The sequence below is a fragment of the Glycomyces dulcitolivorans genome, from assembly GCF_003265355.1.
In the GTDB taxonomy this organism is placed as follows: Bacteria; Actinomycetota; Actinomycetes; order Mycobacteriales; family Micromonosporaceae; genus Glycomyces; species Glycomyces dulcitolivorans.
In genome coordinates, this window is the sequence record NZ_QFRW01000086.1 from 23716 (window position 1) to 50287 (window position 26572).

A 26572-nucleotide genomic window follows, 5' to 3' on the forward strand; every position below is an offset into this window, starting at 1 on the left:
GGCGTAAAAGTGCCTTCGCGGCTCCGATCCCCAAAGGCCGCGAAGGCACTTGAACTCTATCGGTTTCCCGACAGTTGCGCGACAAACTGTCGGGATGTTGACACTTGGGGTTCTCCCGTGCGCCGCAGCCGCTGGTGGGGACGCCGGAGGGCCGCCGACGGTGTCGGCGGCCCTCGTTCGTATTCGCTTGTCGCTCAGCGCGTCCCGGGTCTAGTGGGAGTGCGAGTGGCCGCCGTGGGAGTGGGAGTGGCCGTGTCCGGCCTCCTCCTCGTCCTCGGGCTTGTCCACGATCGTCACCTCGGTGGTGAGCGCGAGGCCCACGATCGAGGCGGCGTTGAGCAGGGCGTTGCGGGTGACCTTCACCGGGTCGAGGATGCCGGCCGTGACCAGGTCCTCGTAGACGTCGGTGGCGGCGTTCCAGCCCTCGCGCCAGCCCTTGCCGGCGACCGCGTTGACGACCACGTCGCCGGACTCGCCGGCGTTGATCGCGATGCGGCGCAGCGGCTCGGACAGGGCGGCCTCGACGATCTTGATGCCGACGCGGGCCTCGGGGTCGGCGAGCTCGACCTTGTCCAGGATCGCGATCGCGTGGACCAGGGCGGCGCCGCCGCCGGCGACGATGCCCTCCTCCACCGCGGCCTTGGTCGCGTTGACCGCGTCCTCGATGCGGTGCTTGCGCTCCTTCAGCTCGACCTCGGTGGCCGCGCCGACCTGGATGACGGCGACGCCGCCGGAGAGCTTCGCGAGACGCTCCTCCAGCTTCTCGCGGTCCCAGGAGGACTCGGTGGTGGAGGCCTGCTGCTTGATCTGCGCGATGCGGGCGTCGACCTCGTCCTTCTCGCCGCCGCCGTCCACGATCGTGGTGGCGTCCTTCGAGACGGTGACGCGGCGCGCGCGGCCCAGGTGCGACAGGTCGGCGGCCTTGAGCTCCAGGCCGATCTCCGAGGAGACGACCTCGGCGCCCGTGAGGGTCGCGATGTCGCCCAGGATCGCCTTGCGGCGGTCGCCGAAGGCCGGGGCCTTGACGGCGCACACGCGCAGGGTGCCGCGGAGGGCGTTGACCGTGAGGGTCGCGAGGGCCTGGCCCTCGACGTCCTCGGCGATGATCAGGAGCGGCTTCGAGGTCTCGACGACCTTCTCCAGCACCGGGAGCAGCTCTTCGATCGAGCCGATCTTGGCGTTGGTGATGAGGATGTACGGGTCCTCGAAGACGGTCTGGCGCGAGTCCTGGTCGGTGATGAAGTTCGGGGAGATGAAGCCCTTGTCGAACTGCATGCCCTCGGTGATCTCCAGCACGGTCTCCAGGGTGGAGCCGTCCTCGACGGAGATGACGCCCTCGGCGCCGACCGCGTCCATCGCCTTCGCGATGAGCTCGCCGATCTCCGGGTCCTGCGCCGAGACGGCCGCGACCTGCGCGATGTGCTCGTGGTCGGAGATCTGGATGGCCTGGCGCAGCAGCTCGTCGGACACGGCGTTCGCCGCGGCCTCGATGCCCTTGCGGATCGCGATCGGGTTCGCCCCGGACGTGACCGCCTTGATGCCCGCGCGGCTCATCTTCTGGGCCAGCACGGTCGCGGTGGTGGTGCCGTCGCCCGCGACGTCGTTCGTCTTGGTCGCGACCTCCTTCACCAGCTGCGCGCCGAGGTTGGCGTACGGGTCGGCGAGCTCGATCTCCTTGGCGATGGTCACGCCGTCGTTGGTGATCAGGGGCGCGCCGAACGAGCGCTGGAGGACCACGTTGCGGCCCTTCGGGCCGAGCGTGACCTTGACGGTGTCGGCCAGCTGGTCGATGCCGCTCAGCAGGTTCTGCCGCGCGTCCTCGGCGAAGTTGAGAATCTTCGGCATGGGTTCCCTTTCCTAGGAACGCGAACGGGCCCTCCTAGGAGGGCCCTGGACGCGTCTACTGCTCGACGACCGCGAGGACGTCGCGCGAGGACAGGACGAGGTACTCCTCGCCGTTGTACTTGACCTCGGTGCCGCCGTACTTGGAGTAGATGACGGTGTCGCCGACCTTCACGTCGATCGGGAGGCGGTTGCCCTTGTCGTCGAAGGCGCCCGGGCCGACGGCCAGAACGGTGCCCTCCTGGGGCTTCTCCTTGGCGGTGTCGGGGATGACGAGACCGGAAGCAGTGGTGGTCTCGGCCTCGTTCGCCTGGACCACGATGCGGTCGCCCAGCGGCTTGATGGCAGCCTTGCTCACTTGGATTCTCCAAACGCGTGTTCACTACGGATGTCCGCCACGACAGCGCGGGTCTCGTCGTCGCGGGTGCCGAGGCACCGGCCCGTGGCTGGCACTCTCACGAAGAGAGTGCCAAGGCGATCATAGCGCTTAGCAATCTCGCCCTGCGAGTGCTAAGGCAGAGGTTAGTTCGCGCAGGTGGGGGCGTCAACAGCGGGTCTCGAACGTCATACCATTGACCACGTGCGAACCAGCCTGCTCGAAGCCCTCACCGCCGACCCGGCCCTCCAGGCGCGCGCCGCCGAGGCCCTGGAGCACGACGGCGACCGGGCCCCGCTCACCCTCCGCAAAGCAGGCGTCGAACCCGACCTCGCCGCGGCCGCCCTGACCCTGGCCGACCTCCGCAGGCATGCCCGAACCAAGTTCGGCGACCGCGCGGACCGCCTGTACTTCACGCGGGCGGGCCTGGAGCAGGCGACGAGATGGCCGGTGGCGGAACGCCGCGCGGCGAGGTTCGCGGCCGCGTCGACCAAGGTCACGGACCTGTGCTGTGGGCTGGGCACGGAGGCGCTGGCGTTTGCGGAGGCGGGCCTGGAGGTCGAGGCGGTCGATCTGAGCGAAGAGACGGCCGCGGTCGCGAGGGCGAACGCCAAGGAGATGGGACTCCGGGTGGAAGTCCGAGTCGGGAACGCCCTGGAGACCCCCCTCGCCGATGCGGCCTTCGCCGACCCGGCAAGACGCTCGGGTGCAGGCCGAAACTTCAACCCGGCCGACTACTCCCCGCCGCTGGACGCCCTCCTGCAACACCTCGCCGGCGCCCGCTTCGCCGCCGTCAAGCTGGGCCCGGGCATCAGCCACGACTGGATTCCGGAAGGCGCCGAGGCGGAGTGGGTCTCGGTCGACCGCGACGTGGTCGAGGCCTGCCTATGGCTGGGAGAGGCCGCCCAGGTCAAGCGCCGCGCGAGCCTGTGCAAGGCGGGCGAGTGGCACGAGCTGACCGGCAGCGGCGACGAACGAGCCGAAGTAGGCGAGGTGGCGACCTACCTCTACGAGCCGGACGGAGCGGTGATCAGGGCAGGACTAGTAGCTGAGCTGGCCGAGCAGTTGAACGCCCACACGGCAAGCGAACAAATCGCCTACCTCTACAGCAACGAGCTCCGCACAACCGAGTTCGCCAGAGCCTGGAAAGTCGAAGAGGTCTGGCCCCTCCACCCCAAAAAGCTCAAGACACTCCTCGCCGAACGCGGAATCGGCCGCCTCACGATCAAGCAAAGGGGCACAGGAATCGACCCCGCCGCCCTCCGAAAGCAGTTGAAGCTGAAGGGCCCCAACGAAGCCACCCTAGTAGCGACAAGAATAGGAGAATCCCACGCCGCCCTCCTCTGCTCCGAGGTCTAGGCGGTCGCGAACGGCTTGATCTGGCGCAGGTCCTTCGCGAGGCGGTCGCGCTCGATTTCGAGGTCGTAGCGGTTCTGAAGGTTCATCCAGAACCGCTCGGAAGTCCCGAAGTACCGGGCGAGCCGCAGCGCGGTGTCGGCGCTGATGCGGCGCTTGCCGTGCACGATCTCATTGATCCGCCGCGGCGGCACCGCGATTGCGAGCGCGAGCCGGTACTGCGAGATCCCTAGCGGCTCAAGGAACTCCTCGGCCAGGACCTCCCCCGGATGGATTGCTGAGATCAAGGCTCAGGCGATCTGGTAGCGGTGGTCTTCAATGCGGATGGCGATTTCGGCGATCGGGGTGTCGGTCATCAGCGCGATCGCCTCGCGGGCCATCTCCTCGACCTCGACGAGATCGCGGCCCTGAGTGAACACGCCCGGCACTTCCGGAACCTCCACCGGGAACCACTCCCCGTCCTTCGGACCGACCATCGCCGTGTAGACCCGCAATCAAGCAACCTGAAGGTTGTTGCTTCCGCGGAATTCGAAGGTGATGTCGATGGGGGCGTCGGCATCAAGACCATCGAGCTCCAGGTAATCCCGGACCACCGCTTCGGCGTCTTCGACGCCTTCCGACTGCGTGACCCCGACGCCCTCGATATGCAGCTCCCAGCCCTGCGTCCAGGCTTTCGCCGTGACCTTGTAGGTCATCGCAACCATCCCTTCGGAAGACATTCAAGGCGCCTGGCGAGATCAGACACCACGCCGGGCGAGATCTCGCGGTGCCTCGGCAGGTTCGCCGTGTGAGTGCCGCAAGGGCAGTCCCATTTCTCATGCGGGCCGCGCCCCGAGTCCGGTCTCGGTTTGCATCCCGCCCATCGGAGCAGCCGCTCGATGTCTCGCCGCTTCATGCTCTTGGTCAAGGCAACTCTACCTCTGACCAGCGCTTTGCGACATCGCTGAACATATCCGACCACCATTCGTTAGCCACTGCTGAATCTTGTTCACCAGTGGTAACTGAGGCAGCCTCGATTTGGACACGGGCCGCGCCCGAGAATCCGTTCGATTGTCGTGTTTCTTACATTCCACCCGAGGCACGGCGCCTACTCGGGGAGCTTGGCGGTGAGGTCGACTTCGACTAGCTGGTGTTGGTAGCCGAGGGCGGTTACGCCGGTTACCGTGCTGGCGGCTTTGAAGGCGGGGCCGAGTTTTGGGTGGTCGTGGAGGCGGTGCCAGGCGGCGCCTACCGTGGCGCTTTCGTTGCTCACCACGTAGACGATGGAGCGGACCACATCTTCGGGTTCGGCACCGGCGGCGGCCAGGGCCGCGAGGCAGTTCGCTGCCACCTGGTCGATCTGGGCGTCGAGGTCGCCGATGCCGACGACCTGTTCGTCGGCGTCGACCGGGCACTGGCCGGCCAGGAAGGCGAGGCGTCCGGCTTCGACGATCGTCACGTGGTCGTAGCCGCCGGTCGGGTGGAGTTCGGTCATGGGCCGAGGCTAAGGCGGGGCCCTGAGGCGCGCAAGCGCTATTCGGGGTGGGCGAGTTTGTGGCGGAGGTTGGCGTCCTTGTCTGCGACCATGCGTTCGAGGCCGGCCTGGTAGGCGGTCATCTTGTCGCGGAGGGCGGCGTCGGTGGCGCCGAGGATGCGGACGGCGAGGAGGCCGGCGTTCTTGGCTCCGGCGATCGAGACGGTGGCGACGGGGATGCCGGCGGGCATCTGGACGATCGAGAGGAGGGAGTCCATGCCGTCGAGGTGCTTGAGGGGCACCGGGACGCCGATGACCGGGAGGGGCGTCGCCGAGGCGACCATGCCGGGGAGGTGGGCGGCGCCGCCGGCTCCGGCGATGACGACCTGGAGGCCGCGGGAGGCGGCGGTGGCGGCGTAGTCGAGCATCGCGTGCGGGATGCGGTGCGCCGAGATCACGCGGACCTCGTAGGGGACGCCGAACTCGTCGAGGGCCGCGGTCGCGGGTTCCATGGTGGGCCAGTCGGAGTCCGACCCCATGATGACGCCGACGCGGGGCTGCTGCTCGGTCATTACTCGCCTTCCTGGAGCCACTTGGCGGCCCGCAGGGCGCGGTGCCGCAGCCGGTCGGGGTCGTCGCCGCGGACGGTGACGTGCCCGATCTTGCGGCCCGGTCGGACCGCCTTGCCGTAGAGGTGGACGTGCGCGCCGGGGTCCTCGGCGAGGAGGTGCTGGAGCCGCTCGTCCAAGCGGGGCCCGCCGGGGGCGCCGCCGAGGACGTTGGCCATCACCGTGAACGGCGCCGCGGTCGCGGTCGAGCCGAGCGGGTAGTCGAGGACCGCCCGCAGGTGCTGCTCGAACTGGCTGGTCTCGGCGCCTTCGATCGTCCAGTGGCCGGAGTTGTGGGCGCGCATCGCGAGTTCGTTCACGAAGAGGCCGTGGGAGGTCTGGAAGAGTTCTACCGCCAGCATGCCGCACACCCCGAGTTCGGCGGCCACGGTCTCCGCGATTTCCCTCGCCTGCTCGGCCGTCTCCTCGTTCAGGTGCGGCGCCGGGGCGATCACCTCGGTGCAGATGCCGCCGGTCTGGACGGTCTCGACGACCGGGTAGACCGCGGTCTCGCCGCGCGGGGAGCGGGCGATCTGGACGGCGAGTTCGCGCTGGAGGGCCATGCGCTCCTCGGCGATGAGGCGGATGCCGGAGGCGAGGACGGCTTCGGCGTCGGCGGGGGTGTCGATCATCCACACGCCCTTGCCGTCGTAGCCGCCGGTCGCGGCCTTGAGGACGCAGGGGAGGCCGAAGGCCTCGACGTCGGAGATGGAGTCGACCGGCGCCCAGCGCGGCTGCGGGAGGCCGAGCTGGGTGAGGCGGGTGCGCATCGCGTGCTTGTCCTGGGCGTACAGGAGGGCCTCGGGGCGGGGCTGGACGTCGACGCCTTCGGCGACCAGCGCGCGCAGGGCGTCTTGCGGGACGTGCTCGTGGTCGAAGGTGACCACGGTGCAGCCCTTGGCGAAGCCGCGGAGGTCCTCGACGTCGCGGTAGTCGCCGAGCACGGTCGCGGTGGCGACGACGGCGGCGCTCTCGGCCGGGTCGCCGGCGAGCACCTTGAGGCTCTGGCCGAGGGCGATGGCGGCTTGATGGGTCATGCGGGCCAGCTGGCCGGCGCCGATCATGCCCACGGTCGGGAGTTGGGTCGCGGCATCCACGGCGAGAGCCTAACCCGTACCCAAAACCGAGGGTTGCAGGTTCGAAACCGGCGTGACCTGCATCGTCAGCCGGTCATAGGATGTTCTGCGACTTCCAGGAGTTGGTCGGGGGCGACGCCGAGGACGCCGCAGAGGGCCATGATGGTGAAGAACGCCGGTGTGGCGATGCGGCCGGTCTCGATCTTGCGCAGCGTCTCCGGGGAGATGCCGGCTTCGGCGGCGACGTCCAGGAGGCTGCGGGGGCCGCGGGCCGTGCGCAGCGCCCGGCCGAGCGCGCGACCTCGGTCGTGCTCGTCGGGCCTCAGCGGCGGTCGGATCATACCGGTATTATAGTACCGGTATACAAATACCGGATCTGATGAGAGGCCGTCCATGATCGAGCTGTACTCCCCCGCCGAGATCGAGGCCATGCGCCCCGCGGGCCGCTTCGTGGCCGCGACCCTCTCCGAGCTCGAACGCACCGCCGAGGTCGGCATGAACCTGCTGGACCTCGACGACCTGGTCGCCCGCCGCATCAAGGAGGCCGGGGCGGTCTCCTGCTACGTCGACTACCACCCGTCCTTCGGCGCCAGCCCCTTCGGGAAGGTCCTGTGCACCTCCGTCAACGACGCGGTCCTGCACGGCCTCCCCTACGACTACAAGCTCAAGGACGGCGACCTGATCAGCTTCGACTTCGCGGCCGAGGTCGACGGCTGGGTCGCCGACTCGGCGCTGTCGGTCGTCGTCGGGAAGCCGAAGGAGGAGGACCTGCGCCTCATCGACACCACCACGCGCGCACTGGAGGCGGGGATCGGGGCGGCGCTGGCGGGGAACAAGATCGGCGACATCGGGCACGCGATCGCGACGGTCGCGCGCGGCGACGGCCTCGGCGTGAACACCCAGTTCGGCGGGCACGGCGTGGGCCGCACGATGCACGGCGACCCGCACGTCCCCAACGACGGTCGTCCGGGCCGGGGCATGAAACTGCGGCCGGGCCTGGTCATCGCGATCGAGCCGTGGTTCCTCCAGACGACCGACGAGATCGTCTACGACCCCGACGGGTGGACACTGCGCAGCGCAGACGGCTCCCGCGGCGCGCACATGGAGCACACGGTGGCGATCACCGAGGACGGACCGGTCATCCTGACCGACAGAGGAACAGCATCCTGACCGCCAGGAACTAGGCCGGGGACTGGAAGGATTCAGGACGCGGGGCGCTCGGCCTCGGCGCGCTTGAGGCGCTCCATGCGGTCGACCATGCGCTCGGAGACGACCTCCTCGGCGGTGACGGCGTACCCGTAGTGGTCGCGCCAGTCGCCGTCGATGTACAGGTAGCGCTTGTGGAGCCCCTCGCGGCGCAGGCCGAGCTTCTCGGCGACGCGGTTCGAGGGGCCGTTCTCGGGGCGGATGTTGACCTCGATGCGGTGCAGGCGGCCGACGGTGAGGGCGTGGTCGACGACGAGCGCGAGGGCGGTCGCGGTGATGTTCCTGCCGGCGTGGCCGCGGTCGATCCAGTAGCCGGCGTAGGCGGAGCCGAAGGCGCGGCGCACGATGTTGCCGACGGTGAGCCCGCCGACGAGCCTGCCCTCCCAGCAGACCGCGAGGGGCCAGCTGGTGCCGTCCTTGACGGAGCGCTTGAGGCCGCGCAGCATGGCGCGGAACGCGGCGGGCGAGTGGGCCTCGTGCCAGGTGGTGCCGGTGCCGGGCTCCCATGGGGCGAGCCAGGCTTCGTTGGCGCGCCGCAGTTCGGACCAGCGGCTCGCGTCGGAGCGACGGAAGGGTCGGACACTGACCTCAGCGTGGTTGAGGTGCACCGGCCATCCGGGGTTGGAAAGGGTCATCGGTCTCGGTCCAACTGCGGTAGTGGGACGGTCATCGGGGGCCGTCCGTCCATATTTCGTTCATCGGTTCCTGTCGAGCAGGAGCACGTCCACCGTGGACCCGGCGGGCACCCGGGTCGCGTTCTCGCCGATCGTCATCAGGCCGGTGGCCTCGGCGAGTCCGGAGAGCGTGTAGGAGGTCGAGCCGAGTGGGGCGACGGTGTAGCCGCCGCCGCGGCGCTCGGCGACGCGGACGGGGCGGAATTCCCTGAGTCCGCTCGGTGAGGATACGGGCTCGGTCAGGTTGGCGCGCACGCTGGGCCGGAAAACGGGCTCGGCGCCGGCGAGCCGCTGGATGAGCGGCCGGGCGACCACCTCGAACGCGATCGTGGCGGCGACCGGGTCGCCGGGCAGGCACACAACCGGGACCTCCTCGGGGCCGATCGTGCCGAACCCCATGGTCTCGCACAGGTACACGGCGATCGGCGAGAAGTCGACCGCGCCGTCGCGGGAGAAGGTGCGCCGCACCATGTCGCCGGGGCCGGTGCCGGTGCCGCCGGTGGTGATGACGAGGTCGGCGCGCAGGATCTGGTCGTCGAGGACGGACCGGAGCGCGTCCGGCTCGTCGTCGCAGATGCCGACCCGGTACGCGTGGGCGCCGGCTTCGGAGGCGGCCGCGGTGACGAGGTGGGAGTTGACGTCGATGAGCTGGCCGGGCTGGGAGGGGCGGCCGGTGTCGACGAGTTCGTCGCCGGTGGCGATGACGACGACGCGCGGCGTCGGGCGCACCACGACGTCGGCGATGCCGGCGGCGGCGAGGAGGCCGACGAGCTGGGGCGTGACGCGGCGGCCCTCGTGGGCGAGGATCTCGCCCGCGGTCCGCTCGGAGCCCATGCGGCGCACGCCGTGTCCGCGGCGCGGCACCTGGCGGACGTCGACGGTGGCCATGCCCTCGTCGGTCCACGCGAGCGGCACCACGATGTCGGCGCCGACCGGGAGCGCGGCCCCGGCGGCGACCGAGAAGCACGTGCCGGTGACGAGGCGGACCGGCCGCCACGACGAGGCGGCGAGGTCGCCGAGGACCTTCAGGCCCACGCCCCGTTCGGGGCTCGCGCCGGCGATGTCGTCGGCGTTGCAGGCGTAGCCGTCGATGGCGGCGTAGTCGAAGGCGGGCAGCGGCCCGGGGTTGACCGCGTTCTCGGCGAGGACCGAACCCGTCGACTGCGTCATGTCGATGTCGACCGGGGGCAGGGGTCGGACGAGCGCCAGCGCCTTCGACAGGAAGTCGGCCAGTGGCGTCGCGTCGCCGGTCCCCATCGCTCCTCATCCCCCCGTCGGTCAGTTCCTCACCTGCGCCGCCTGGCGGCGGTGCAGTCAGTCCAGTGTCGCACTGAATTCGCGCAGCCAGGCGTTGAAGCCGGGCAAGTCGTCGCGCTGGGTCGCGAGCTCGACGAGGGTCTGGAGGTACTCGACGGGCTGGCCGGTGTCGTAGCGGCGGCCGCGGAGGATGACGGCGTGGACGGGGGTTCCGTTGGCGCGCATGGCGTCCATGGCGTCGGTGAGTTGGATTTCGCCGCCGTTGCCGGGCTTGGTCTTCTCCAGGACGGGGAAGATCGCGCCGGGGAGGACATATCGTCCGATGAGGATCAGATTGGACGGCGCGTCTTCGCGGGCGGGCTTCTCGACGAGGCCGGTGACGGCGACGACGTCGGGCGTGTCGGTGGTCTCGACGGAGGCGACGCCGTAGCGGGAGACCTCTTCTTCGGGGACTTCGAGGAGGGCGAGGACGATGCCGCCGGTCTCGGCCTGGAGGTCGATCATGCGCGGGAGGAGCTTGTCGTCGACCTCGTAGAACTCGTCGCCGAGGAGGACGGCGAAGGGCTCGTCGCCGACGTGGGCGGCGGCGCGGCCGACGGCGTGGCCGAGGCCCTTGGGGCGGCCCTGGCGGATGGTGTGGATCTCGGCGATGCGCTCGGGGGCCTTGATGAGGTCGATGAGGGCGTCCTTGCCCTTCTCGGCGAGGGCGTCTTCGAGGTCGGGGCGGGTGTCGAAGTAGTCGACGATGGGGCCCTTGCCGCGAGCGGTGATGAGGGTGACGTCGTCGAGCCCGGCGGCGGCGGCCTCCTCCACGATGTACTGGAGGACCGGCTTGTCGACGATGGGGAGGAGCTCCTTGGGGACGGCCTTCGTGACCGGCAGGAAGCGGGTGGCGTTACCGGCCACGGGAATGACTGCTTTCGTGGCGCGGGGCGCGGTTTCAGACATACGGCGAGGGTATCGTGGGCACGCAGCGTCAGGTCTCGGCCACCCTGGAGAACAGAACGTGAACGTTCAAGTTCCCTAAACTCACACCGCGACTCGCCATGTGTCCCTTCCGGCGGCCTTCGCGGCGTAGAGGGCCTCGTCGGCGGCGGCGACGACGTCGTTGGCGGTGTCGGCGTGCTCGCCGAGGACGGCCACGCCGATCGAGACGGTCACGCGCAGTTCGCGACCGCCGGAGGCGTCGTTCACTTTGAACGGTCGGGCGGCGACGGAGCGGCCGAGGCGCTCGGCGACCGCGGAGGCCCCGGCGGCGTCGGTCTCGGGCAGCAGCACCATGAACTCCTCGCCGCCGTGGCGGAACGCGAGGTCGACTTCGCGGATCTGGCCGGTGATGCGGCGCGCGAGCTCGATGAGGACCTGGTCGCCGACGGGGTGCCCGTAGGTGTCGTTCACGGACTTGAACCGGTCGAGGTCGATCGCGAGGAGCGCCGAGGGCCGCTGGTAGCGGCGGGACCGCTCGGCCTCGCGGCGCAGCGAGGTCTGCATGAACCGGTAGTTCCACAGGCCCGTGAGCGGGTCGGTGAGGCTCAGTCGCTGGGCCTGGCGGTGCAGGAGGACGTTCTCGACGGCGACGGCGGCCTGCCCGGCGAAGGTGCGGAGCGTGTCGACGTCGCCGGGTTCGAAGTCGTCGTCGGCGATGCGGTTGTAGAGGACGAGGACGCCGAGGACCCCGGACTCGGTGCGGGGGGCCTCGCCGTCGTCGGCCTCGGCGGGGGCGCGGCCCTCGAAGGGGACGGCGACGATGGTGCGCGCGTCGGGTTCGGTGTCGGCGCGGCGGCGGCCGTCGAAGACGCCGTCGACGATGCGGCCGTGCGCGGGCTCGCCGCTGGCGGCGATGGAGCCGACGATGCCTTCGCCGAGGCGGATGGTCGCGGGCTGGCCGACGCCGAGGTCGCCTTCGCCGGCCCGTTGGCGCAGCTGGTCGGCGTCGTCCACGTCGACGAGCATGATGACGCCCGCTTCGGCGCCGGCGGTGACCATCGCGGTGTCGAGGATGACCTCCAGAATGCGGTCGAGGTCGAGGGTCGCGGTGAGGGTCTGGCCGAGGCGGCCGAGCTGGCCGCGCATCTGGTCGCGGGAGGCGGTCAGGGCGTTGACGTACGCCTGGGTCTGGGCGGTCATGCGGTTGAACGCGAGCGCGAGGTGGGCGACCTCGTCGCGGCCGTGGACGGGCACGCGCACGTTCAGGTCGCCTTCGGAGACGCGCTCGGCGGCGGCGGAGAGCTCGTGGAGGGGCCGGGTCGTGGAGCGGGCGAGCCAGGCGGCGAGGCCCATCGCGCAGAGCGCGGAGACGAGGACCATCGCGGCGAGCGTCCAGTACATGGGGGTGACGTTGGTGGCGACGGTGCCGATGTTCAGCGGCAGGAACGCGTCGGTGGCGTCCCAGCGGCCCGCGTTCACGTCGCCGACGCGCAGCTGGTCGGCGCGGCCGTCGAGGAGGACCAGGTCGGCGTCGGCGACGTTCGCGATCCGGTCGAGGAAGCCGCGGTCGACGATGCGGAACGCGGAGAAGACGGAGGTGGTGCCGTCGGCGTTCTGGACTTCGGCTTGGGCGCCGAGGGCGACGATCGGGCCCGCGCCGGCGTAGGCTGCGGCCTCGCCGCAGTCGACCCAGGCGCCGTCGGGCGCCTCGGAGCCGACGTCGGGGCTCGCGGTGTTCCCGGCGTCCTGGAGGCCGGTGAAGACGACCCCGTCGACGACCTTGCGGTCGACGACCAGCTGGGCCATCTCCAGCGCGTCGGCGCTGCCGCCGCTACTGTGGCTGAGTGCCACCACGGCGGCCGACGCCTGGATGCGCTCGCAGATGGTGCCGAGGGTCGAGTCGACCGTGGTCACCGCGGAGCTCGCCAGCGCCTCCCCGCGGGAGTCCGCCAGGTGGGACATGACGGCAGCGACGAAGACGGCCCCCACCAGGACCGGCCCGAGCACGACGACGAGGAACGCCGTGGTGAGCCGTGAGCGCAGCGACACCGAAGCCCCCTCAAGTTCACTCCCTAGAAGACTACCTAGAGCTACCGATCGGACACGACAAGGCATGTGGTTTTCCGGCAGTCTGGCCGAACGGTTGACCGTAATCGCCCGTTCGGGGGAATCCTTCCAGGTGGGGGTTGACAGCGAAGGGATTTGCCATGCATGAAACGAAGCGTACGGCGCGTCGCGCGCTCCTCGGCGCGCGCACCGCGATGCCGGGGCCGGCCCGCGCAGCCGCCGACGCGGCGACGTGGAAGGCGTTGCGGGACTTCCTGATCGAGACCGTGGACGAGGGCGCGACGGTGGCGGCGTACCGGCCGTTCGGGTCCGAGCCGGGCGCGGCGCTCGATCCTGAACTGCCCGAACGGCTCGCGATGGTCTACGACGTGCTGCTGCCGGTGCTGCTGCCGGACGATGACCTGGCCTGGGAGCGGATCGGCGGCGACGTGACGGGGCGCGAGCAGGGCGGTCCGGCGCGCGTCGAGGACGCGGCGGCGGTCGTCGTCCCCGGCCTCGCCGTCTCGCATGGTGGGATGCGGTTGGGTCGGGGCGGCGGGTCGTACGACCGGGCGCTGGCGCGGGTCGGGCCGGGGGTGCCGGTGGTGGCGCTCCTGCGGGACGGCGAGTTCGGGGTCGAGGTCCCGGCCGAGCCGCACGACCGGGCGGTGACGGGCGTGATCACGCCGGCGGGTGGCTTCACGTCGTTGAGGTAGCCCAGTGCTGCGATGAGGATCTCGTGGCTCACAGCTCACCTCCGGGCTGGATGGAATTAGCAGTCGCCTGCGTTGACTGCTAATGTCGATCGGGTCCCGTGTCAAGTCCTGGAGGTTGGACGTGCCTGTCTACGAATACCGCTGCAAGGAGTGCGGTTACGAGTTCGACAAACACCAGTCGTTCTCCGAAGCGCGGTTGACGGACTGCCCGAGCTGCGAGGCCAAGGGCGCGCTGCGCAAGGTCTTCGGGAACGTCGGCGTCACCTTCAAGGGCAGCGGGTTCTACCGCACCGACTCCCGCTCGACCGACTCGTCGTCGCTGAGCTCGAACGGGTCGAAGAACGGCGCGAAGAAGACCGAGTCGAAGTCGGACTCCGCGCCCGCCAAGAGCGAGTCGAAGCCCGCGAAGAAGTCGGACTCCGCGAAGGCCGCGTAGAGCCACGAAAGTTTCCAGCCGGTGCCCGGTCTCGGGCGCCGGCTTTTCCACGTCCTAGAGCGCGAGGGCGACCGCGGTGGTGAGGACGAGCTGCGCGAGGGCGATCGGGACGAGGGCCTTCCAGCACAGGGCCTGGATCTGGTCGACGCGCAGGCGGGGCCAGGCGACGCGGAGCCAGATGACGACCGCGGCGAGCGCGCCGGTCTTCAGGAGCGTCCACAGCCAGCCGAGGGACTCGGGGCCGGGGCCGCGCCAGCCGCCGAGGAACAGGACCGTGGTGAGCGCGGCGACGACGACGATGCCGACGTACTCGGCGAGGAGCAGCAGCGCGAAGCGGAGCCCGGCGTACTCGGTGAGGTAGCCGAAGACGAGTTCGGAGTCGGCGACGGGCGCGTCGAACGGGGGCCGGCGGATCTCGGCGAGCCCGGCGGTGAAGAACACGAGCGCCGCGGGGGCCTGCCACAGGAGCCACCAGGGGTTCCAGGCCTCGACGATCGTGGGGAGGCTCAGGGTCCCGGCGGCGACGGCGACCGAGGCGGCGGCGAGGACGAGCGGGAGCTCGTAGGCCATGAGCTGGGCGGCGCCGCGCAGGGCGCCGACGAGCGTGTACTTGTTCGCGGAGGACCAGCCGGCCATGAGGACCGCGAGGACGCCGACGCCGACGAGCGCGACGACCACGAACAGGCCCATGTCGAGCGCGGAGCCGACGAGGTCGCCGGGGCCGAGCGGGATGAACAGCAGGACCAGGAGGTAAGGCAGGAGCGCGACGGCGGGCGCGAGCTTGAAGACGGGCTTGTCGGCCGCGTCGGGGACGAGGTCCTCCTTCTGCGCGAACTTGACGCCGTCGGCGATGAGCTGGGCCCAGCCGTGGAAGCCCCCGGCGTGCATCGGGCCCAGGCGGCCCTGCATGTGGGCCATGAGCTTGTGCTCGGTCTGGCCGACGACCAAGGGCAGCACCAGGAACGCGGCGAGGACGGCGGCGACTTTGACGATGAGGTCAAGCAGCATCGTCGATCCAGTCCTCGGGGACGCCGGGCGGGCGTTTCGGGGCGCGTTTGCGGACCGTGCCGTGCCCCTCGCCGGGCTCTTTCGCGCCGGGCCAGGGCTTGACGACGCGGGAGGCGAGGACGAAGTCCTTGCGGAGCGGGTGGCCCTCGAACTCGGGGGCGAGGAGGAGCGGCTTGAGCCCGGGGTGGCCGGGGAAGTCGACGCCGAACATCTCGTGGGTCTCGCGCTCGTGCCAGTCGGCGCCGGGGTAGAGGTCGGTGACGGAGTCGACCGAGGCGTCGGCGAGGAGGGTCCGCAGGAGGACGCCGCGGCGACCGGCCACGGACCAGAGGTGGGCGACGATCCGGAACCCTTCGGGGCCTTCGTCGACGGCGGAGAGCCAGTCGAAGAAGTCGCAGCCGAGGACGTCGCGGCAGGTGCGCACGGCGCGGTGCCAGTACTGCGGGTCGATGTCGACGACGGCGCGGGCGCCGTCGGTGCCGGACTCCTCGACGACGAGGGCGGCGCGGACCTGCTCGTCCCAGCCGGTCACTCGGGCCTCCGCAGGAGGGGGCGCAGGCTCGGCTTCCGCTGTGCTACCGATGGTTCGGCTCGCAAGCTTCGCCGAAGCGGCTCAGCGGCGATCTGCTTCTGGAGCTCGCCGATGCCGTGCAGGAGCGCCTCGGGGCGGGGCGGGCAGCCGGGGACGTACACGTCGACCGGGATGATCTGGTCGACGCCCTTGGTGACGCAGTAGGAGTCCCAGTAGGGGCCGCCGGAGTTCGAGCACGCGCCGAAGGAGATGACGTACTTCGGTTCGGGCATCTGGTCGTAGAGGCGCTTGATCGCGGGCGCCATCTTGTCGGTGACCGTGCCGGAGACGACCATGAGGTCGGCCTGGCGCGGGGAGTGCGCGAACGGGATGACCCCCAGGCGCATGAAGTCGTGGCGGCTCATCGACGCGGCGATGAACTCGATCGCGCAGCACGCGAGCCCGAAGTTGAAGACCCACAGGGAGTACCGGCGGCCCCAGTTGAGGACGAACCGGATCGGTTCCCCGACGATCCCGGCCCCTTCACCGGGTTTCGACGGGAACGGGAGCTTCACCGCCACCGCAGGACCCCCTTCCGCCAGGCGTAGGCCAGGCCGAGCGCGAGGACGCCGACGAACAGGCCCATCTCGACCGCGGCGGCCGTCCCGAAGGCCCGGAATACCGCGGCCCACGGGAACAGGAACACGGCCTCGACCGCGAAGAGCACGAACAGGAACGCGTACACGTAGAAGCGGATGTGGACCTGGGCCCAGTCGCCGCCGACCGGATCCACGCCGCATTCGTACGTGGAGCCCTTGGCCTCGGACGGCGCGCTGGGGCGCAGCACCGCGTTGGCCGCCATCGCCGCCGCCACGAACGCGAAGCCGGCGAGCAGCAGCACCCCGAACACCGCGTACTCCGAGAGCATCGTGTCGCCGAGGCGGGAGGTGTCCATATCGACACCCTAATGCCGCAATGGGGTGTCGCGATACCCGTGCGCGCCGGTTTCCCCAAGGAACAGTCGCGAGGAACCGCGCACGGGAAGCACGGCGCGGGACGGTGAGCGGTTGTCGCGGATCTCCGCCGCGCGGGTCGCAACCGAGCGGCACTCACACACGTGTTGGACCTGTACACCGCCGAAAGAAGCTGACACTTTGGAGGGGGGTCACCGCCCGTGACCGCTGCCAGCGCACCGCCGCTCCGCGTCGACACCGCGGTCGAGGCCGAATTCGCCCTGGTCGTCGGACGCTGGGCGGACAATGGTGTTCGGGGACCCCGTGTTCGGGTCGCTGACAGTATTGTCGACATGGCGACCCCCCCTCGTGTCTCCGGCTACGCGAAAGCGACAATGGTTGCCGCCGGGCACGAGTACCAGGGCCCGATGAATGCCCTAATTTCCCCTACCTGCGCAGGAGCGGATGTGCGAACGGAGGCGGAGTTCACCGACCTCTACGAGAGCCACTTCTCGGAGCTCGCCGCTCAGGTGTGCGCTTATCTCGGCGACGCCACCGAGGCGCAGGACCTCGTCCAGGAGGCGTTCCTGCGCGCCTGGCAGCGCTGGGACAAGGTCGGCGGGTACGAGGAGCCGGTCGCGTGGGTCCGCCGCGTCGCGTGGAACCTCGCCACGAGCCGCCACCGCCGCAACCAGGTGGCGCGCAAGTTCCTCCAGAAGTCGCAGGCCCCCGAGTCCGCGCCCGCCGCGAGCCCCGACCACGTCGCGCTCGTCGCCGCGCTCAAGCAGGTCCCGGCGAAGCGCCGCCAGGCGCTCGTCATGCACTACATGGCGGACATGACGATCAGCGCGATCGCGAAGGAGACCGGCGCCCGCGAGGGCACCGTGAAGTCCTGGCTGCACCGCGGGCGCAAGGAGCTCGCCGCGCTGCTCGCCGACGACGACGACACCACCGCGATCAAGCTCCCCGCGGCCCAGGCCGCGGACCCCGACACCATGCCCATCCGCATCCGCCGCGGCGTCACCGGCGCCGCCCGCGCCCCCCGCGCCGCCGGCCGCCGAGCTTCCGTGAAGGAGGACCGTTCATGAGTTCCGATTTCGATCGCGAGCACGAGACGGTCAAGGCGGCCTTCGAGAGTCTCAAGGCGGAGTCCTCCGCGCACTTCCCGCCCCCGCCGGTCGACGAGCTGATCATGCGCGGCCCCGCGGCCCTGCGCCGCCGCCGCCTCGTGTCGCTCGCCGCCGTCGTCGGCGCGTGCACCGCCGTCACCGCGGGCGGGTTCGCCGTCGCCTCGACCCTCGGCCCGCTCAAGGGCGAGCCCGACGCCGCCGAGTCCTCGAACGGCCCCGTCTCGTCCTCTGAGGCCGACGACGGCCCGACCGGGTACCCCGGCAGCCCGTCCAGCGACGAGGACGACGACGACACCGCGACCACGTTCACCCCCGCGCCGCCTGCCGACGACATCGAGGCGCTCCTCATCGAGGGCCCCTTCGAAGGCGAGTGGGCGAAGGACTGCGCGCCGGGTCTCCAGGACGCCGACTTCGAGTCCTGGGAGATCACCGGCGACACCGGCTGGAGCATCGCGTTCGCCGCCGAAGGCGACGCGGACGGCGACGGCGAGAACGACACGGTCCTGGCGCTGACCTGCGGCGAGCAGACCGGCGTGGCCGCGTTCGCCGCCGGCGAGGACGAGGACGGCGAGCCCGTCCTGGCGTCCTTCGGCTGGGTCTGGCAGCCCGACGCCGCCCACGAGCCGACGGCCGTCACCGCGGTCGAGGCCGGGACGGTGACCCTCGACGGCACCGACACCGCGACCGGCGGCGTGTGGACGGTCAAGTACGCGTGGAACGCCGAGGACAAGGTGTTCGAGCTCGTCGACGAGGGCGCGACCTCCGAGCCGACCACCGACCCGAGCGAGGACGCCTCGACCCCCGCCGAGACGCCGACCACCGACGGGTCGACGTCCGGCACCACGGGCTCCTGACCGGACCGCGAGAAGGGTCCGGCCGGGCGCTCCGGCGTGTCGCGCCGTCCAGCATCCGGGACGGCGCGAGGATCGGGAACACGGGCCGTGGCAGCCGAAACCAGAGGTCTGGGTCACTCATTCGGGCCACTGGTCCCATACAGTGAGAGCAAGCGCACCTAGTGGTGTCGCCTACATCGCGCCCGCCGCGCTGGGTTGGCACCGCCGCGTTCGGCCCGCGTAGCATCGCAAGTAAGACACGGCTGGACCCGCCGAGACGGCGCGGTCGATCCGTCCCGAGACGCCGCAACGACTGCGCGCCCCAGAACCCGCAAGAGGAGAACTAGGTGAATACCGTCCGGCAGCTGGACCGGGTCGTCATCCGCTTCGCAGGGGACTCCGGCGACGGGATGCAGCTCACGGGAGACCGCTTCACCGCGGAGACCGCCAAGCTCGGCAACGACCTCTCGACCCTCCCGAACTACCCCGCCGAGATCCGGGCCCCCGCCGGGACCCTGCCGGGCGTGTCGAGCTTCCAGATCCACTTCGCGGACACCGACATCCTCACCCCGGGCGACCAGCCCGAGGTGCTCATCGCGATGAACCCGGCCGCGCTCAAGGCGAACCTGCGGGACCTCAAGCCCGGCGGGACCATCGTCGTCAACACCGACGAGTTCACCAAGCGGAACCTCACCAAGGTCGGCTACGACGACAACCCGCTCGAAGACGGCTCGCTGGAGGACTACCAGCTGCACCCGGTGGCGCTCGCGACCCTCACCATCGGCGCGCTCGCCGAGTTCGAGATCTCCAAGAAGGACGCCGAGCGGTCCAAGAACATGTTCGCGCTCGGCCTCGTGTCGTGGATGTACTCGCGGCCCACCGAGGCCACCGAGGAGTTCCTGCGCGGCAAGTTCAAGTCCAAGCCCGTCATCGCCGAGGCGAACATCGCGGCGCTCAAGGCCGGGTGGAACTACGGCGAGACCGCCGAGGCGTTCGCCGTCCGGTTCGAGATCCCGCCGGCGAAGCTCGCGGCCGGCACGTACCGGAACATCACCGGGAACACGGCGCTCGCGTGGGGCATCACCGCCTCCGGCGTCGCCTCCGGCCTGCCGGTGTTCCTGGGCGCGTACCCGATCACCCCGGCCTCCGACATCCTCCACGAGCTGTCCAAGCACAAGCGCTTCGGCGTCACCACCGTGCAGGCCGAGGACGAGATCGCCGCCGCCGGTGCGGCCCTGGGCGCCTCGTGGGGCGGGGCGCTCGCCGTCACCACCTCCTCGGGCCCGGGCATCGCGCTCAAGTCCGAGACGATCTCGCTCGCCGTCTCGCTGGAGCTGCCGCTCGTCGTCGTCGACGTCCAGCGCGCCGGCCCTTCGACGGGCATGCCGACCAAGACCGAGCAGGCCGACCTCGTGATGGCCATGTTCGGCCGCCACGGCGAGGCCCCGATCGCGGTCATCGCGCCCCAGTCCCCGTCGGACTGCTTCGACATCATGCTGGAGGCGGCGCGCATCGCGCTGACCTACCGCACCCCGGTCATGGTCCTGTCGGACGGCTACATCGCCAACGGCGCCGAGCCGTGGAAGCTCCCCGAGATGGCCGACCTGCCCGACCTGTCGGTCGAGTTCGCGACCGAGCCGAACGCCGTGGACGCCAAGGGCGAAGAGGTGTTCCTGCCGTTCCAGCGCGACCCCGAGACGCTCGCGCGGCCGTGGGCCGTCCCGGGCACGCCCGGCCTCCAGCACCGCATCGGCGGCATCGAGAAGGCCGACGGCACCGGCGACATCTCCTACGACCCGATCAACCACGACCACATGGTCCGCACCCGCGCCGCGAAGATCGCCGGCGTCGAGGTCCCGGACCTGGAGGTCGACGACCCCACGGGCGACGCGAACGTCCTCGTCCTCGGGTGGGGCTCCACGTGGGGCCCGATCGGCGCGGCCGTGCGGGCCCTGCGCGAGAAGGGCGTCTCCATCGCCCGCGCGCACCTGCGCTACCTGAACCCGATGCCGCGCAACACCGCCCACGTGCTGGAGAAGTACGACAAGGTCGTGGTGCCCGAGATGAACCTGGGGCAGCTCGCGCTCCTGCTGCGCGGCCACTTCCCCGGCACCGACGTGGTCGGCTACAACAAGGTGCGCGGCCTCCCGTTCACCTCCAACGAACTCGAAGACGCCCTTGAGGAGGTCATCAAGAATGGGTGACGCGGTCAAGCTCGACGCCCCCAAGCTGAAGGCCAAGGACTTCAAGTCCAGCCAGGAGGTGCGCTGGTGCCCCGGCTGCGGCGACTACGCCATCCTGGCCGCCGTCCAGTCGTTCCTGCCCGAGCTCGGACTCCAGCGCGAGAACATCGCGTTCGTCTCCGGCATCGGCTGCTCCTCGCGGTTCCCGTACTACCTGAACACGTACGGCATCCACTCGATCCACGGGCGCGCCCCCGCGATCGCCACGGGCCTGGCGGTCTCCCGCCCGGACCTGTCGGTGTGGGTCGTCACCGGCGACGGCGACGCGCTGTCGATCGGCGGCAACCACCTCATCCACGCGCTGCGCCGCAACGTGAACCTGAAGATCCTGCTGTTCAACAACCGGATCTACGGGCTCACCAAGGGCCAGTACTCCCCCACCTCGGGGCCGGGCACGCTGACGAAGTCGAGCCCGATGGGCTCGGTCGACGCGCCGTTCAACCCGCTGTCGCTGGCGCTGGGCTCGGAGGCCACGTTCGTGGCCCGCACGCTCGACTCCGACCGCGCGCACCTGCACGAGGTGCTGCGCGCCGCCGCCGAGCACGAGGGCTCGGCGTTCGTCGAGATCTACCAGAACTGCCCGATCTTCAACGACGGCGCGTTCGAGGTCCTCAAGAACCCCGACACCCGCGACGAGTCGCTCATCCGCCTCCAGGACGGCGAGCCGATCCGCTTCGGCGACAAGGCCGTCGTGCAGTCCGGGTACGGGCTCCAGGTAAAGGACGCCGCCGAGGTCGACGAGTCCGAGATCGTGGTGCACAAGGCCGACGTCGACGACCCCGCGTACGCGTTCGCGCTCTCGCGGCTGTCGGGCGTCGCCCTCGACCACACCCCGATCGGCGTGTTCCGCTCCGTCAAGCGGCCCACCTACGACAGGCAGGTCCGCACCCAGGTCGACGAGGCCGCCGCCGGCGTCGACCGCAAGGAGGCCCTCGACCGGCTCCTCCACGGCGGGGACACCTGGACCGTGCTCTAGGACGACGCGTTGAACGGCCGGGCCCATTTCGGGCCCGGCCGTTTCACGTTGCGGCGGTTCAGCTCTCGATGACGTCCTGGGCCGTCGCCAAGGTCGTGCGGACCTCGTCCTGCCAGGCGTAGACGGCGGTCTCGATCGACAGGTACAGGTCGTTGCGGGAGTCCGCCCACTCCTGCTCGGCCGTCTCGCGGTAGCCGGTCTCGTCGCCGCACGCGGCGAGGTCCACGGCGAACGCGATCTCGAACTCCTTCTGGCCCTCGTAATCCGAGGGGGCGTCGTCGGGCAGGGACGGGTGGTCCTGGACGTCCTGGGGGCCCTCGTAGAGCTCGTAGAGGTAGTCGGTGAGCGGCAGCGAGCCCTCCTCGCCGAACTCCCAGCCCGCGCGGCCCCTGCCTTCGAGGCACTCGATCAGCGCGGCCTGGACCGGGGCCATCGCCTCGCGGTAGGCGACGTTCGCGGCGTCGATCGACGCGGCGTCGTCCATCGGGTTCGCCTGGCGCCATTCCCAGTACGCGGTGCGGTACTCGCCGCCCTCGGCGTCCTCGACGAGCTGGAGGTCGTCGTAGAGGGCGTCGATCATCTCGCGCTGGCAGCCGCCCGGTTCGGGCTGGACGTAGTCGAAGTCGTCGCCGAAGTCGGCCTCCTCGTCGCCGCCGCTGTTGGAGGGCTCGGGGGCGTCGTCGCCGAGGAGGTAGCCGTTCTCGTCCGCGGCGGTGGCCTCGCCGTAGAAGGCGACGTACCAGTCGTACTGCTCCTGCGGGGAGAGGGCCTCGAACGCGGCGTTGTCGGGCAGGTTCACGCCGCCGCCTTCGCCGCCGGCCATGAGGTCGCCGTCGTCGACGAAGCCCTTGAAGTCGCGGTAGGCGTCGAGGTCGGGGTCGGACTGTCCGCCGTCGGTCATGGACCACACGCCGAGGCCGTACTGGGCGGCCTCGTCGGAGGGCGGGAGCCAGTCGCCCCAGTCCTCGGCGGCGTACAGGGCCTCCTGCTCCTCCGGTTCGTACGTGGTGAACCAGAGCTGGTCGTGGACGTCGAAGCCGCCCTGCTCCAGGCAGTTCTGGATGATGCGGTTCTCGGCGTTCTCGACCTCGTACAGGAGCCGGGCGCTCTCGTTGACCATGGTGACCAGGCGGTCCTCTTCGAAGACCTCGCCCGCGTCGGGGTCGGCGGCCCCGTCGCCGCCGCCGGAGTCGTCGGAACAGGCGGCCGCGGCGGCCAGGGCGAAGGCCGCGAAGAGGGCGCCGGCGGCGCGGATCCTCGGTTGCATTGGTGCGCGTTCCTCTCGGGAGTCGTGGGTGGTTCGACTCCCCTGGTACGCGCGCGGCGGGGCCGGGGTTGCTAGATCAGCGGTTGCAATTCCGCCGCGGCCTCGCGGAGGCGGGCGGACATCTGCTGCCAGGACTCGCGGATGTCGTTGATGGGCATGGCGACCGCGAAGACGACGCGCTCGGAGGGGCTGCCGTCGCGGCGGACCACGACCCCGGCGCACGCGACGTCCTCCTTGAACTGGCCGAGCTCGGCGTACACGCCGGACTCGCCGTAGACGGCGAGGTCGTGCTCGAACGCGTCGGGCTCGATGAGGGTGCGGCCGGTGAAGCGGCGCATCCCGGCGGCGCGCAGGAAGCGGGCCCGGTCGTTCGGCTGGAGCGTGGCGAGGAGGGCCTTGCCGAGCGCCGTGGCGTGGGCGCCGTCGTCGAAGCCGACGATGAGGTCCTCCACGTGCGGGCTGCGGTTGCCTTCGATGACCTCGGTGACGGCCGGGCGGTCCTCGACGAAGCGGGCCACGAACGTCGAGTAGCCGGTCTCGGCCGAGAGGCGCCGCATGTAGTCGCCGCAGGTCTTCGGGCCCGAGATGGCGCGCGTGAGCTCGGAGTAGCGGTCGGAGACTTCGAGGCCGAGCGAGTAGCGGCCCTCGTTGTCGCGGCGCAGGTAGCCCTCGTAGACGAGGGTGCGCAGGAGGTTGTAGGCGGTGGCGCGGTTGAGACCGCACTCGAACGCGATGCGCGGGGCCGAGACGCCGTCCTTGTGGCGGCCCACGAGCTCCATGATGCGCAGCGCCCGCTGGACGCTCTGGATGAGCTTGGTCGGTTCCGGGCGCGCGGGGACGTCCCCCGGGTCGTCGCGGTCCCCGTCTCCGGGTCGCCGCTCTGAAGGAATCCCTGGTCGCTGCCGGTCCACCATGCCGCCGCTCCAATTGCCACCCGCGACCTGACGCCGCGGCGCCGCGAGGGCGCCCGCCAGATCGGCCGTGATCTAACTATATAAACAACAGCCGGTTGCGTCTCCGTCGCATACAGGGCAGTATCGATGTGTCAGCACCGTTCGCGAACCGGCTCCGGCCGGCCGCGGACAAACCGCGGCGGCGGCGTCGAGTCCCCACCAAACTTCCTCGTCGAAGCCGCGGAACATTCGAATAACCGAAACGCGGCGGCTCCCTCCCACCAGGGCCGCCGCGTTTCGCTTTGCGAAGCAACTGCGGCATGGTCCTGTGGGACAACGTGATCCGCGAACGATCCTGACCCGTACCGGCTGATCACGCCGGGTTCAACCGTCGCACACGCTGCGTGGCCTCGTCAAGCCAAGTCACCCGTCCTTGTGAACGCACACCGCGAATCCCTGTATGTGAGCGCATTCTGGGCGCTTCGGACCCCCTGGAGTACGTTTGCCAGCGTGCCCACCACCCTCCTGGACCCCGCCCGACCCAAGACCTCCGTGACGATCGCGGCCGCCATGAGCGTCCAGGTCGCGGCCGTCCTCCCGCTGTTCCTCTTCGGCGGCCTCGCGGTGCAGATATCCGGCGAGCTCGGCATGGGCGTCAGCGAGATCGGCATCGTCTCCGGGCTCTACTTCGCGGTCTCCGCGCTCACCACCGTCCCCTCCGGACGGCTCGTCAACCGGTTCGGGGCGCTCGTGACCGCGCGCGTCGCGGTCGGGCTGTCGGCGCTCTCGCTGCTGCTCATCGCCGCCGCCGCGCACCACCCGGTCTGGCTGACGGTGTTCCTGCTGCTGTGCGCGCCCGCGAACGGGCTCGGGCAGCTCGCGTCCAACGTGGTGCTGAGCGAGTGGGCGCCCGCGAAGCGGCGCGGGCTCCTGTTCGGCGCCAAGCAGGCGTCGGTGCCGCTGTGCATCATGCTCGGCGGGCTCTCGGTGCCCGTGGTGGCGCTGACGCTGGGCTGGCGGTGGGCGTTCGTGTTCGGCGCGGCCCTGGTGCTCGCGGCCCTCGTCCCGCTCGCGGGGCTCGGGCGGCCCGCGACGCGGCCGAAGGTGCCCGGGGCGAAGGCCTTCGACGGGCAGCTGCTGGTGTTCGCGGTGGCGACGTTCCTGGGGGCGACCGCGGCGACGCCGATCGGCTCGTTCCTCACCACGTACACGGTGGACATCGGCGGGTCCGAGTCCTGGGCCGGGCTGAACCTGACGATCGGCGGCATCGCCGGGGTCATCGGCCGCACCGCGTTCGGCGCGGTCGGCGACCGCGAGAACGGCCGCGAGTTCCTCGTCATCACGCTCATGCTCGTGGGCGGGGCCGCGGGGGTGGCGACGTTCCTGTTCGAGCAGCCGTGGCTGCTGCCGCTGGGGACCGTGGCGGCGTACGCGCTCGGCTGGGCGTGGCCCGGGCTCATGAACCACGCGGTGACCAGGCAGTACCCGGACGCGCCGGCGGTGGCGACGTCGGTGACGCAGACGGGGATCTTCCTCGGCGGGGCCGTCGGGCCCATCAGCTTCGGACTCGTGGCCGAGCACTTCGGCTGGGGCGCGGGGTGGATCGCGGTCTCGGGCGCGATGGCGGCTTCGGCGCTGTTCATCGTGGTCGGCAGCACGGTCTTCGCGCGGCCCCGGCATCGACGTTCCTGACTGCGGCGCGGACGACTCCCGTTCCCGCCCCCGCTCGTCCGGCGCCGTCACACGATAAGGTGAGGCTGTGGTGACCACCCGACGTGCGCATACCGCGCTGACCTTTACCGATGAGGCCTTCGCCGAGGCGATGAGCACTTCGCTCGACCTCGTCGAGGAGCGCCTGCTCAAAGCCGTCGACACCGAGCAGCCGCTGCTGCGCCAGTCCGGGTCCCACCTGATCCGGGCCGGCGGGAAGCGCTTCCGGCCGATGCTCACCCTCACGTGCGCGCACCTCGGTGACCCGAACCGCCCCAACATCCTCGAAGCGGCCGTCGCCCTGGAGCTGACCCACCTGGCGACGCTCTACCACGACGACGTCATGGACGAGGCCCTCGTGCGCCGCGGCGCCCCCAGCGCGAACGCCCGCTGGGACAACTCCGTCGCGATCCTCACCGGCGACTACCTGTTCAGCCAGGCCGCCCAGATCATGGCCGACCTCGGCACCGAGGCGGTCCGCCTCCAGGCCGCGACCTTCGCGCGCCTCGTGCGCGGCCAGATCAACGAGACCATGCCGCGGCCCGAGGGCATCGACGCCGTCGAATGGCACCTGGAGATCCTCTCCGAGAAGACCGGCTCTTTGATCGCCACGTGCGCCAAGTTCGGCGCCTGGTTCGGCGGCGCCGACGACGCCACCACCGCGATCGCCGAGGAGTACGGCGAGGTCATCGGCGTCGCGTTCCAGATCGCCGACGACATCATCGACATCGCCTCCGACGCCTCCGGCAAGACCCCCGGCACCGACCTCCTCGAAGGCGTCCCGACCCTCCCGGTCCTCTACGCCCTCGCCGACGACGACCCGTCCACCGCGCGCCTCCGAGAACTCGTCGCCGGCCCCGTCGCAGAGGAGGACCTGGAGGAGACCCTCACCCTCCTGCGCGCCTCCAAGGCCCTCGAACAGGCCAAGGAGACCCTCCACCAGTACCAGGCCCGAGCCCGCACCCTCGCCGCGTCCCTCCCCGAAGGCCCGGCCCGCAACGCCCTCGCCGACATCTGCGACTACATGATCGAACGCGACGCCTAGACCGCACGACGAAGGGGCCGCAGGCAGTGC

29 protein-coding genes are annotated in these 26572 nt (G+C 70.6%); 10 read left to right on the forward strand and 19 right to left on the reverse strand.

Annotation, left to right across the window (positions count from 1 at the left end; all coding sequences use genetic code 11):
• Positions 1-210: 210 nt before the first annotated feature.
• Positions 211-1845, reverse strand: coding sequence for a chaperonin GroEL (gene groL / locus DI269_RS09510; protein ID WP_112135095.1), 1635 nt, complete (start codon positions 1843-1845; stop codon positions 211-213).
• Between the two features lie 55 nt (positions 1846-1900).
• Positions 1901-2200: a co-chaperone GroES gene (gene groES, locus DI269_RS09515; protein WP_198667284.1), complete on the reverse strand. Its 300-nt coding sequence runs from the start codon at positions 2198-2200 to the stop codon at positions 1901-1903.
• A gap of 222 nt (positions 2201-2422) precedes the next feature.
• On the opposite strand from groES, the gene DI269_RS09520 reads away from it, so the two are divergent.
• A complete protein-coding gene (locus tag DI269_RS09520; RefSeq protein WP_112135099.1) occupies positions 2423-3577 on the forward strand; it encodes a class I SAM-dependent methyltransferase in 1155 nt (384 codons plus the stop codon).
• On the opposite strand, the gene DI269_RS09525 is transcribed toward DI269_RS09520, so the two are convergent.
• The 7 genes from DI269_RS09525 to DI269_RS09560 all read right to left on the reverse strand — a co-directional run bounded on the left by DI269_RS09525 (position 3574) and on the right by DI269_RS09560 (position 7052).
• Entirely contained in the window at positions 3574-3858 is a 285-nt protein-coding gene (locus DI269_RS09525) for a HigA family addiction module antitoxin (protein WP_112135158.1), read from the reverse strand. The genes DI269_RS09520 and DI269_RS09525 overlap by 4 nt on opposite strands.
• 6 nt (positions 3859-3864) lie before the next feature.
• Positions 3865-4068, reverse strand: coding sequence for a type II toxin-antitoxin system HicB family antitoxin (locus tag DI269_RS09530; RefSeq protein ID WP_198667286.1), 204 nt, complete (start codon positions 4066-4068; stop codon positions 3865-3867).
• Complete coding sequence (locus tag DI269_RS09535; protein WP_112135101.1) at positions 4069-4269, reverse strand: hypothetical protein; 201 nt, start codon at positions 4267-4269, stop codon at positions 4069-4071.
• A 392-nt stretch (positions 4270-4661) separates the two neighbouring features.
• Entirely contained in the window at positions 4662-5048 is a 387-nt protein-coding gene (locus DI269_RS09545; protein WP_112135105.1) for a RidA family protein, read from the reverse strand.
• A 38-nt stretch (positions 5049-5086) separates the two neighbouring features.
• Positions 5087-5599, reverse strand: coding sequence for a 5-(carboxyamino)imidazole ribonucleotide mutase (gene purE / locus DI269_RS09550; protein ID WP_112135107.1), 513 nt, complete (start codon positions 5597-5599; stop codon positions 5087-5089).
• Complete coding sequence (locus DI269_RS09555; protein WP_112135109.1) at positions 5599-6732, reverse strand: 5-(carboxyamino)imidazole ribonucleotide synthase; 1134 nt, start codon at positions 6730-6732, stop codon at positions 5599-5601. The genes purE and DI269_RS09555 overlap by 1 nt, the downstream gene beginning before the upstream one ends.
• A gap of 65 nt (positions 6733-6797) precedes the next feature.
• On the reverse strand, positions 6798-7052 hold the full coding sequence (locus DI269_RS09560) for a helix-turn-helix domain-containing protein (RefSeq protein ID WP_112135111.1): 255 nt from the start codon (positions 7050-7052) through the stop codon (positions 6798-6800).
• Between the two features lie 52 nt (positions 7053-7104).
• Here DI269_RS09560 and map point away from each other — a divergent pair, with 52 nt between their 5' ends.
• The gene (map, locus tag DI269_RS09565) at positions 7105-7881 is read left to right on the forward strand and encodes a type I methionyl aminopeptidase (RefSeq protein ID WP_112135113.1); all 777 of its coding nucleotides are present in this window, start codon (positions 7105-7107) and stop codon (positions 7879-7881) included.
• 32 nt (positions 7882-7913) lie between these two features.
• Here map and DI269_RS09570 read toward each other — a convergent pair whose 3' ends face one another.
• From DI269_RS09570 to DI269_RS09585, 4 genes are all read right to left on the reverse strand, one after another.
• The gene (locus tag DI269_RS09570; protein WP_112135115.1) at positions 7914-8552 is read right to left on the reverse strand and encodes a GNAT family N-acetyltransferase; all 639 of its coding nucleotides are present in this window, start codon (positions 8550-8552) and stop codon (positions 7914-7916) included.
• A gap of 60 nt (positions 8553-8612) precedes the next feature.
• Positions 8613-9848 (reverse strand): molybdopterin molybdotransferase MoeA, encoded by a 1236-nt coding sequence (locus tag DI269_RS09575; RefSeq protein WP_112135117.1) that lies wholly within the window; start codon positions 9846-9848, stop codon positions 8613-8615.
• Between the two features lie 57 nt (positions 9849-9905).
• Positions 9906-10796 (reverse strand): UTP--glucose-1-phosphate uridylyltransferase, encoded by an 891-nt coding sequence (locus DI269_RS09580; RefSeq protein ID WP_112135119.1) that lies wholly within the window; start codon positions 10794-10796, stop codon positions 9906-9908.
• Positions 10797-10877: 81 nt separating this feature from the next.
• Positions 10878-12824, reverse strand: a complete 1947-nt coding sequence (locus DI269_RS09585; protein WP_198667287.1) for a diguanylate cyclase — start codon at positions 12822-12824, stop codon at positions 10878-10880.
• 158 nt (positions 12825-12982) lie between these two features.
• On the opposite strand from DI269_RS09585, the gene DI269_RS09590 reads away from it, so the two are divergent.
• Positions 12983-13537 (forward strand): 5-formyltetrahydrofolate cyclo-ligase, encoded by a 555-nt coding sequence (locus DI269_RS09590; RefSeq protein ID WP_112135123.1) that lies wholly within the window; start codon positions 12983-12985, stop codon positions 13535-13537.
• Between the two features lie 121 nt (positions 13538-13658).
• Positions 13659-13973, forward strand: coding sequence for an FmdB family zinc ribbon protein (locus DI269_RS09595; protein ID WP_112135162.1), 315 nt, complete (start codon positions 13659-13661; stop codon positions 13971-13973).
• A gap of 54 nt (positions 13974-14027) precedes the next feature.
• Here the strand turns inward: DI269_RS09595 and DI269_RS09600 are convergent, their stop codons facing one another.
• From DI269_RS09600 to DI269_RS09615, 4 genes are read right to left on the reverse strand one after another with little or no spacing between them, the layout of a single operon-like run.
• A complete protein-coding gene (locus DI269_RS09600; protein WP_112135125.1) occupies positions 14028-14981 on the reverse strand; it encodes a complex I subunit 1/NuoH family protein in 954 nt (317 codons plus the stop codon).
• Positions 14971-15513, reverse strand: a complete 543-nt coding sequence (locus tag DI269_RS09605) for an NADH-quinone oxidoreductase subunit C (RefSeq protein ID WP_112135127.1) — start codon at positions 15511-15513, stop codon at positions 14971-14973. Before DI269_RS09605 ends, DI269_RS09600 begins: the two co-directional genes overlap by 11 nt.
• Positions 15510-16025 (reverse strand): NADH-quinone oxidoreductase subunit B, encoded by a 516-nt coding sequence (locus DI269_RS09610; protein WP_198667292.1) that lies wholly within the window; start codon positions 16023-16025, stop codon positions 15510-15512. Before DI269_RS09610 ends, DI269_RS09605 begins: the two co-directional genes overlap by 4 nt.
• Before the next feature lie 38 nt (positions 16026-16063).
• A complete protein-coding gene (locus DI269_RS09615; protein ID WP_198667288.1) occupies positions 16064-16447 on the reverse strand; it encodes an NADH-quinone oxidoreductase subunit A in 384 nt (127 codons plus the stop codon).
• A gap of 465 nt (positions 16448-16912) precedes the next feature.
• Between DI269_RS09615 and DI269_RS09620 the strand changes: the two genes are divergently transcribed.
• The 4 genes from DI269_RS09620 to DI269_RS09635 all read left to right on the forward strand — a co-directional run bounded on the left by DI269_RS09620 (position 16913) and on the right by DI269_RS09635 (position 21627).
• On the forward strand, positions 16913-17533 hold the full coding sequence (locus DI269_RS09620; protein ID WP_198667289.1) for an RNA polymerase sigma factor: 621 nt from the start codon (positions 16913-16915) through the stop codon (positions 17531-17533).
• Positions 17530-18429, forward strand: coding sequence for a hypothetical protein (locus DI269_RS09625; protein ID WP_112135129.1), 900 nt, complete (start codon positions 17530-17532; stop codon positions 18427-18429). The genes DI269_RS09620 and DI269_RS09625 overlap by 4 nt, the downstream gene beginning before the upstream one ends.
• Positions 18430-18755: 326 nt before the next feature.
• Positions 18756-20612, forward strand: coding sequence for a 2-oxoacid:acceptor oxidoreductase subunit alpha (locus DI269_RS09630; protein WP_112135131.1), 1857 nt, complete (start codon positions 18756-18758; stop codon positions 20610-20612).
• Entirely contained in the window at positions 20605-21627 is a 1023-nt protein-coding gene (locus DI269_RS09635) for a 2-oxoacid:ferredoxin oxidoreductase subunit beta (protein WP_112135133.1), read from the forward strand. Before DI269_RS09630 ends, DI269_RS09635 begins: the two co-directional genes overlap by 8 nt.
• 58 nt (positions 21628-21685) lie before the next feature.
• Here the strand turns inward: DI269_RS09635 and DI269_RS09640 are convergent, their stop codons facing one another.
• Both DI269_RS09640 and DI269_RS09645 read right to left on the reverse strand, forming a co-directional pair.
• Complete coding sequence (locus DI269_RS09640) at positions 21686-22894, reverse strand: hypothetical protein (RefSeq protein WP_112135135.1); 1209 nt, start codon at positions 22892-22894, stop codon at positions 21686-21688.
• 71 nt (positions 22895-22965) lie between these two features.
• Complete coding sequence (locus DI269_RS09645; RefSeq protein WP_112135137.1) at positions 22966-23808, reverse strand: IclR family transcriptional regulator; 843 nt, start codon at positions 23806-23808, stop codon at positions 22966-22968.
• A gap of 489 nt (positions 23809-24297) precedes the next feature.
• On the opposite strand from DI269_RS09645, the gene DI269_RS09650 reads away from it, so the two are divergent.
• Positions 24298-25479 carry an MFS transporter gene (locus tag DI269_RS09650; RefSeq protein ID WP_112135139.1) on the forward strand — a complete coding sequence of 394 codons (1182 nt, stop codon included), beginning with the start codon at positions 24298-24300 and terminating at the stop codon, positions 25477-25479.
• Positions 25480-25609: 130 nt separating this feature from the next.
• Positions 25610-26542, forward strand: coding sequence for a polyprenyl synthetase family protein (locus DI269_RS09655; protein ID WP_112135141.1), 933 nt, complete (start codon positions 25610-25612; stop codon positions 26540-26542).
• The last annotated feature ends 30 nt before the right edge of the window (positions 26543-26572 follow it).

What these genes read in the sequence shown, in the direction of transcription:
- DI269_RS09590 (WP_112135123.1), top strand. Translation starts at nt 12,983, where the DNA reads ATGCATGAAACGAAGCGTACGGCGCGTCGCGCGCTCCTCGGCGCGCGC.
- DI269_RS09625 (WP_112135129.1), top strand. Translation starts at nt 17,530, where the DNA reads ATGAGTTCCGATTTCGATCGCGAGCACGAGACGGTCAAGGCGGCCTTC.
- DI269_RS09535 (WP_112135101.1), bottom strand. Translation starts at nt 4,269, where the DNA reads ATGACCTACAAGGTCACGGCGAAAGCCTGGACGCAGGGCTGGGAGCTG.
- DI269_RS09545 (WP_112135105.1), bottom strand. Translation starts at nt 5,048, where the DNA reads ATGACCGAACTCCACCCGACCGGCGGCTACGACCACGTGACGATCGTC.
- DI269_RS09600 (WP_112135125.1), bottom strand. Translation starts at nt 14,981, where the DNA reads ATGCTGCTTGACCTCATCGTCAAAGTCGCCGCCGTCCTCGCCGCGTTC.
- DI269_RS09575 (WP_112135117.1), bottom strand. Translation starts at nt 9,848, where the DNA reads ATGGGGACCGGCGACGCGACGCCACTGGCCGACTTCCTGTCGAAGGCG.
- DI269_RS09560 (WP_112135111.1), bottom strand. Translation starts at nt 7,052, where the DNA reads ATGATCCGACCGCCGCTGAGGCCCGACGAGCACGACCGAGGTCGCGCG.
- DI269_RS09580 (WP_112135119.1), bottom strand. Translation starts at nt 10,796, where the DNA reads ATGTCTGAAACCGCGCCCCGCGCCACGAAAGCAGTCATTCCCGTGGCC.
- purE (WP_112135107.1), bottom strand. Translation starts at nt 5,599, where the DNA reads ATGACCGAGCAGCAGCCCCGCGTCGGCGTCATCATGGGGTCGGACTCC.
- map (WP_112135113.1), top strand. Translation starts at nt 7,105, where the DNA reads ATGATCGAGCTGTACTCCCCCGCCGAGATCGAGGCCATGCGCCCCGCG.
- DI269_RS09645 (WP_112135137.1), bottom strand. Translation starts at nt 23,808, where the DNA reads ATGGTGGACCGGCAGCGACCAGGGATTCCTTCAGAGCGGCGACCCGGA.
- DI269_RS09635 (WP_112135133.1), top strand. Translation starts at nt 20,605, where the DNA reads ATGGGTGACGCGGTCAAGCTCGACGCCCCCAAGCTGAAGGCCAAGGAC.
- groL (WP_112135095.1), bottom strand. Translation starts at nt 1,845, where the DNA reads ATGCCGAAGATTCTCAACTTCGCCGAGGACGCGCGGCAGAACCTGCTG.
- DI269_RS09615 (WP_198667288.1), bottom strand. Translation starts at nt 16,447, where the DNA reads ATGGACACCTCCCGCCTCGGCGACACGATGCTCTCGGAGTACGCGGTG.
- DI269_RS09655 (WP_112135141.1), top strand. Translation starts at nt 25,610, where the DNA reads ATGAGCACTTCGCTCGACCTCGTCGAGGAGCGCCTGCTCAAAGCCGTC.
- DI269_RS09570 (WP_112135115.1), bottom strand. Translation starts at nt 8,552, where the DNA reads ATGACCCTTTCCAACCCCGGATGGCCGGTGCACCTCAACCACGCTGAG.
- DI269_RS09640 (WP_112135135.1), bottom strand. Translation starts at nt 22,894, where the DNA reads ATGCAACCGAGGATCCGCGCCGCCGGCGCCCTCTTCGCGGCCTTCGCC.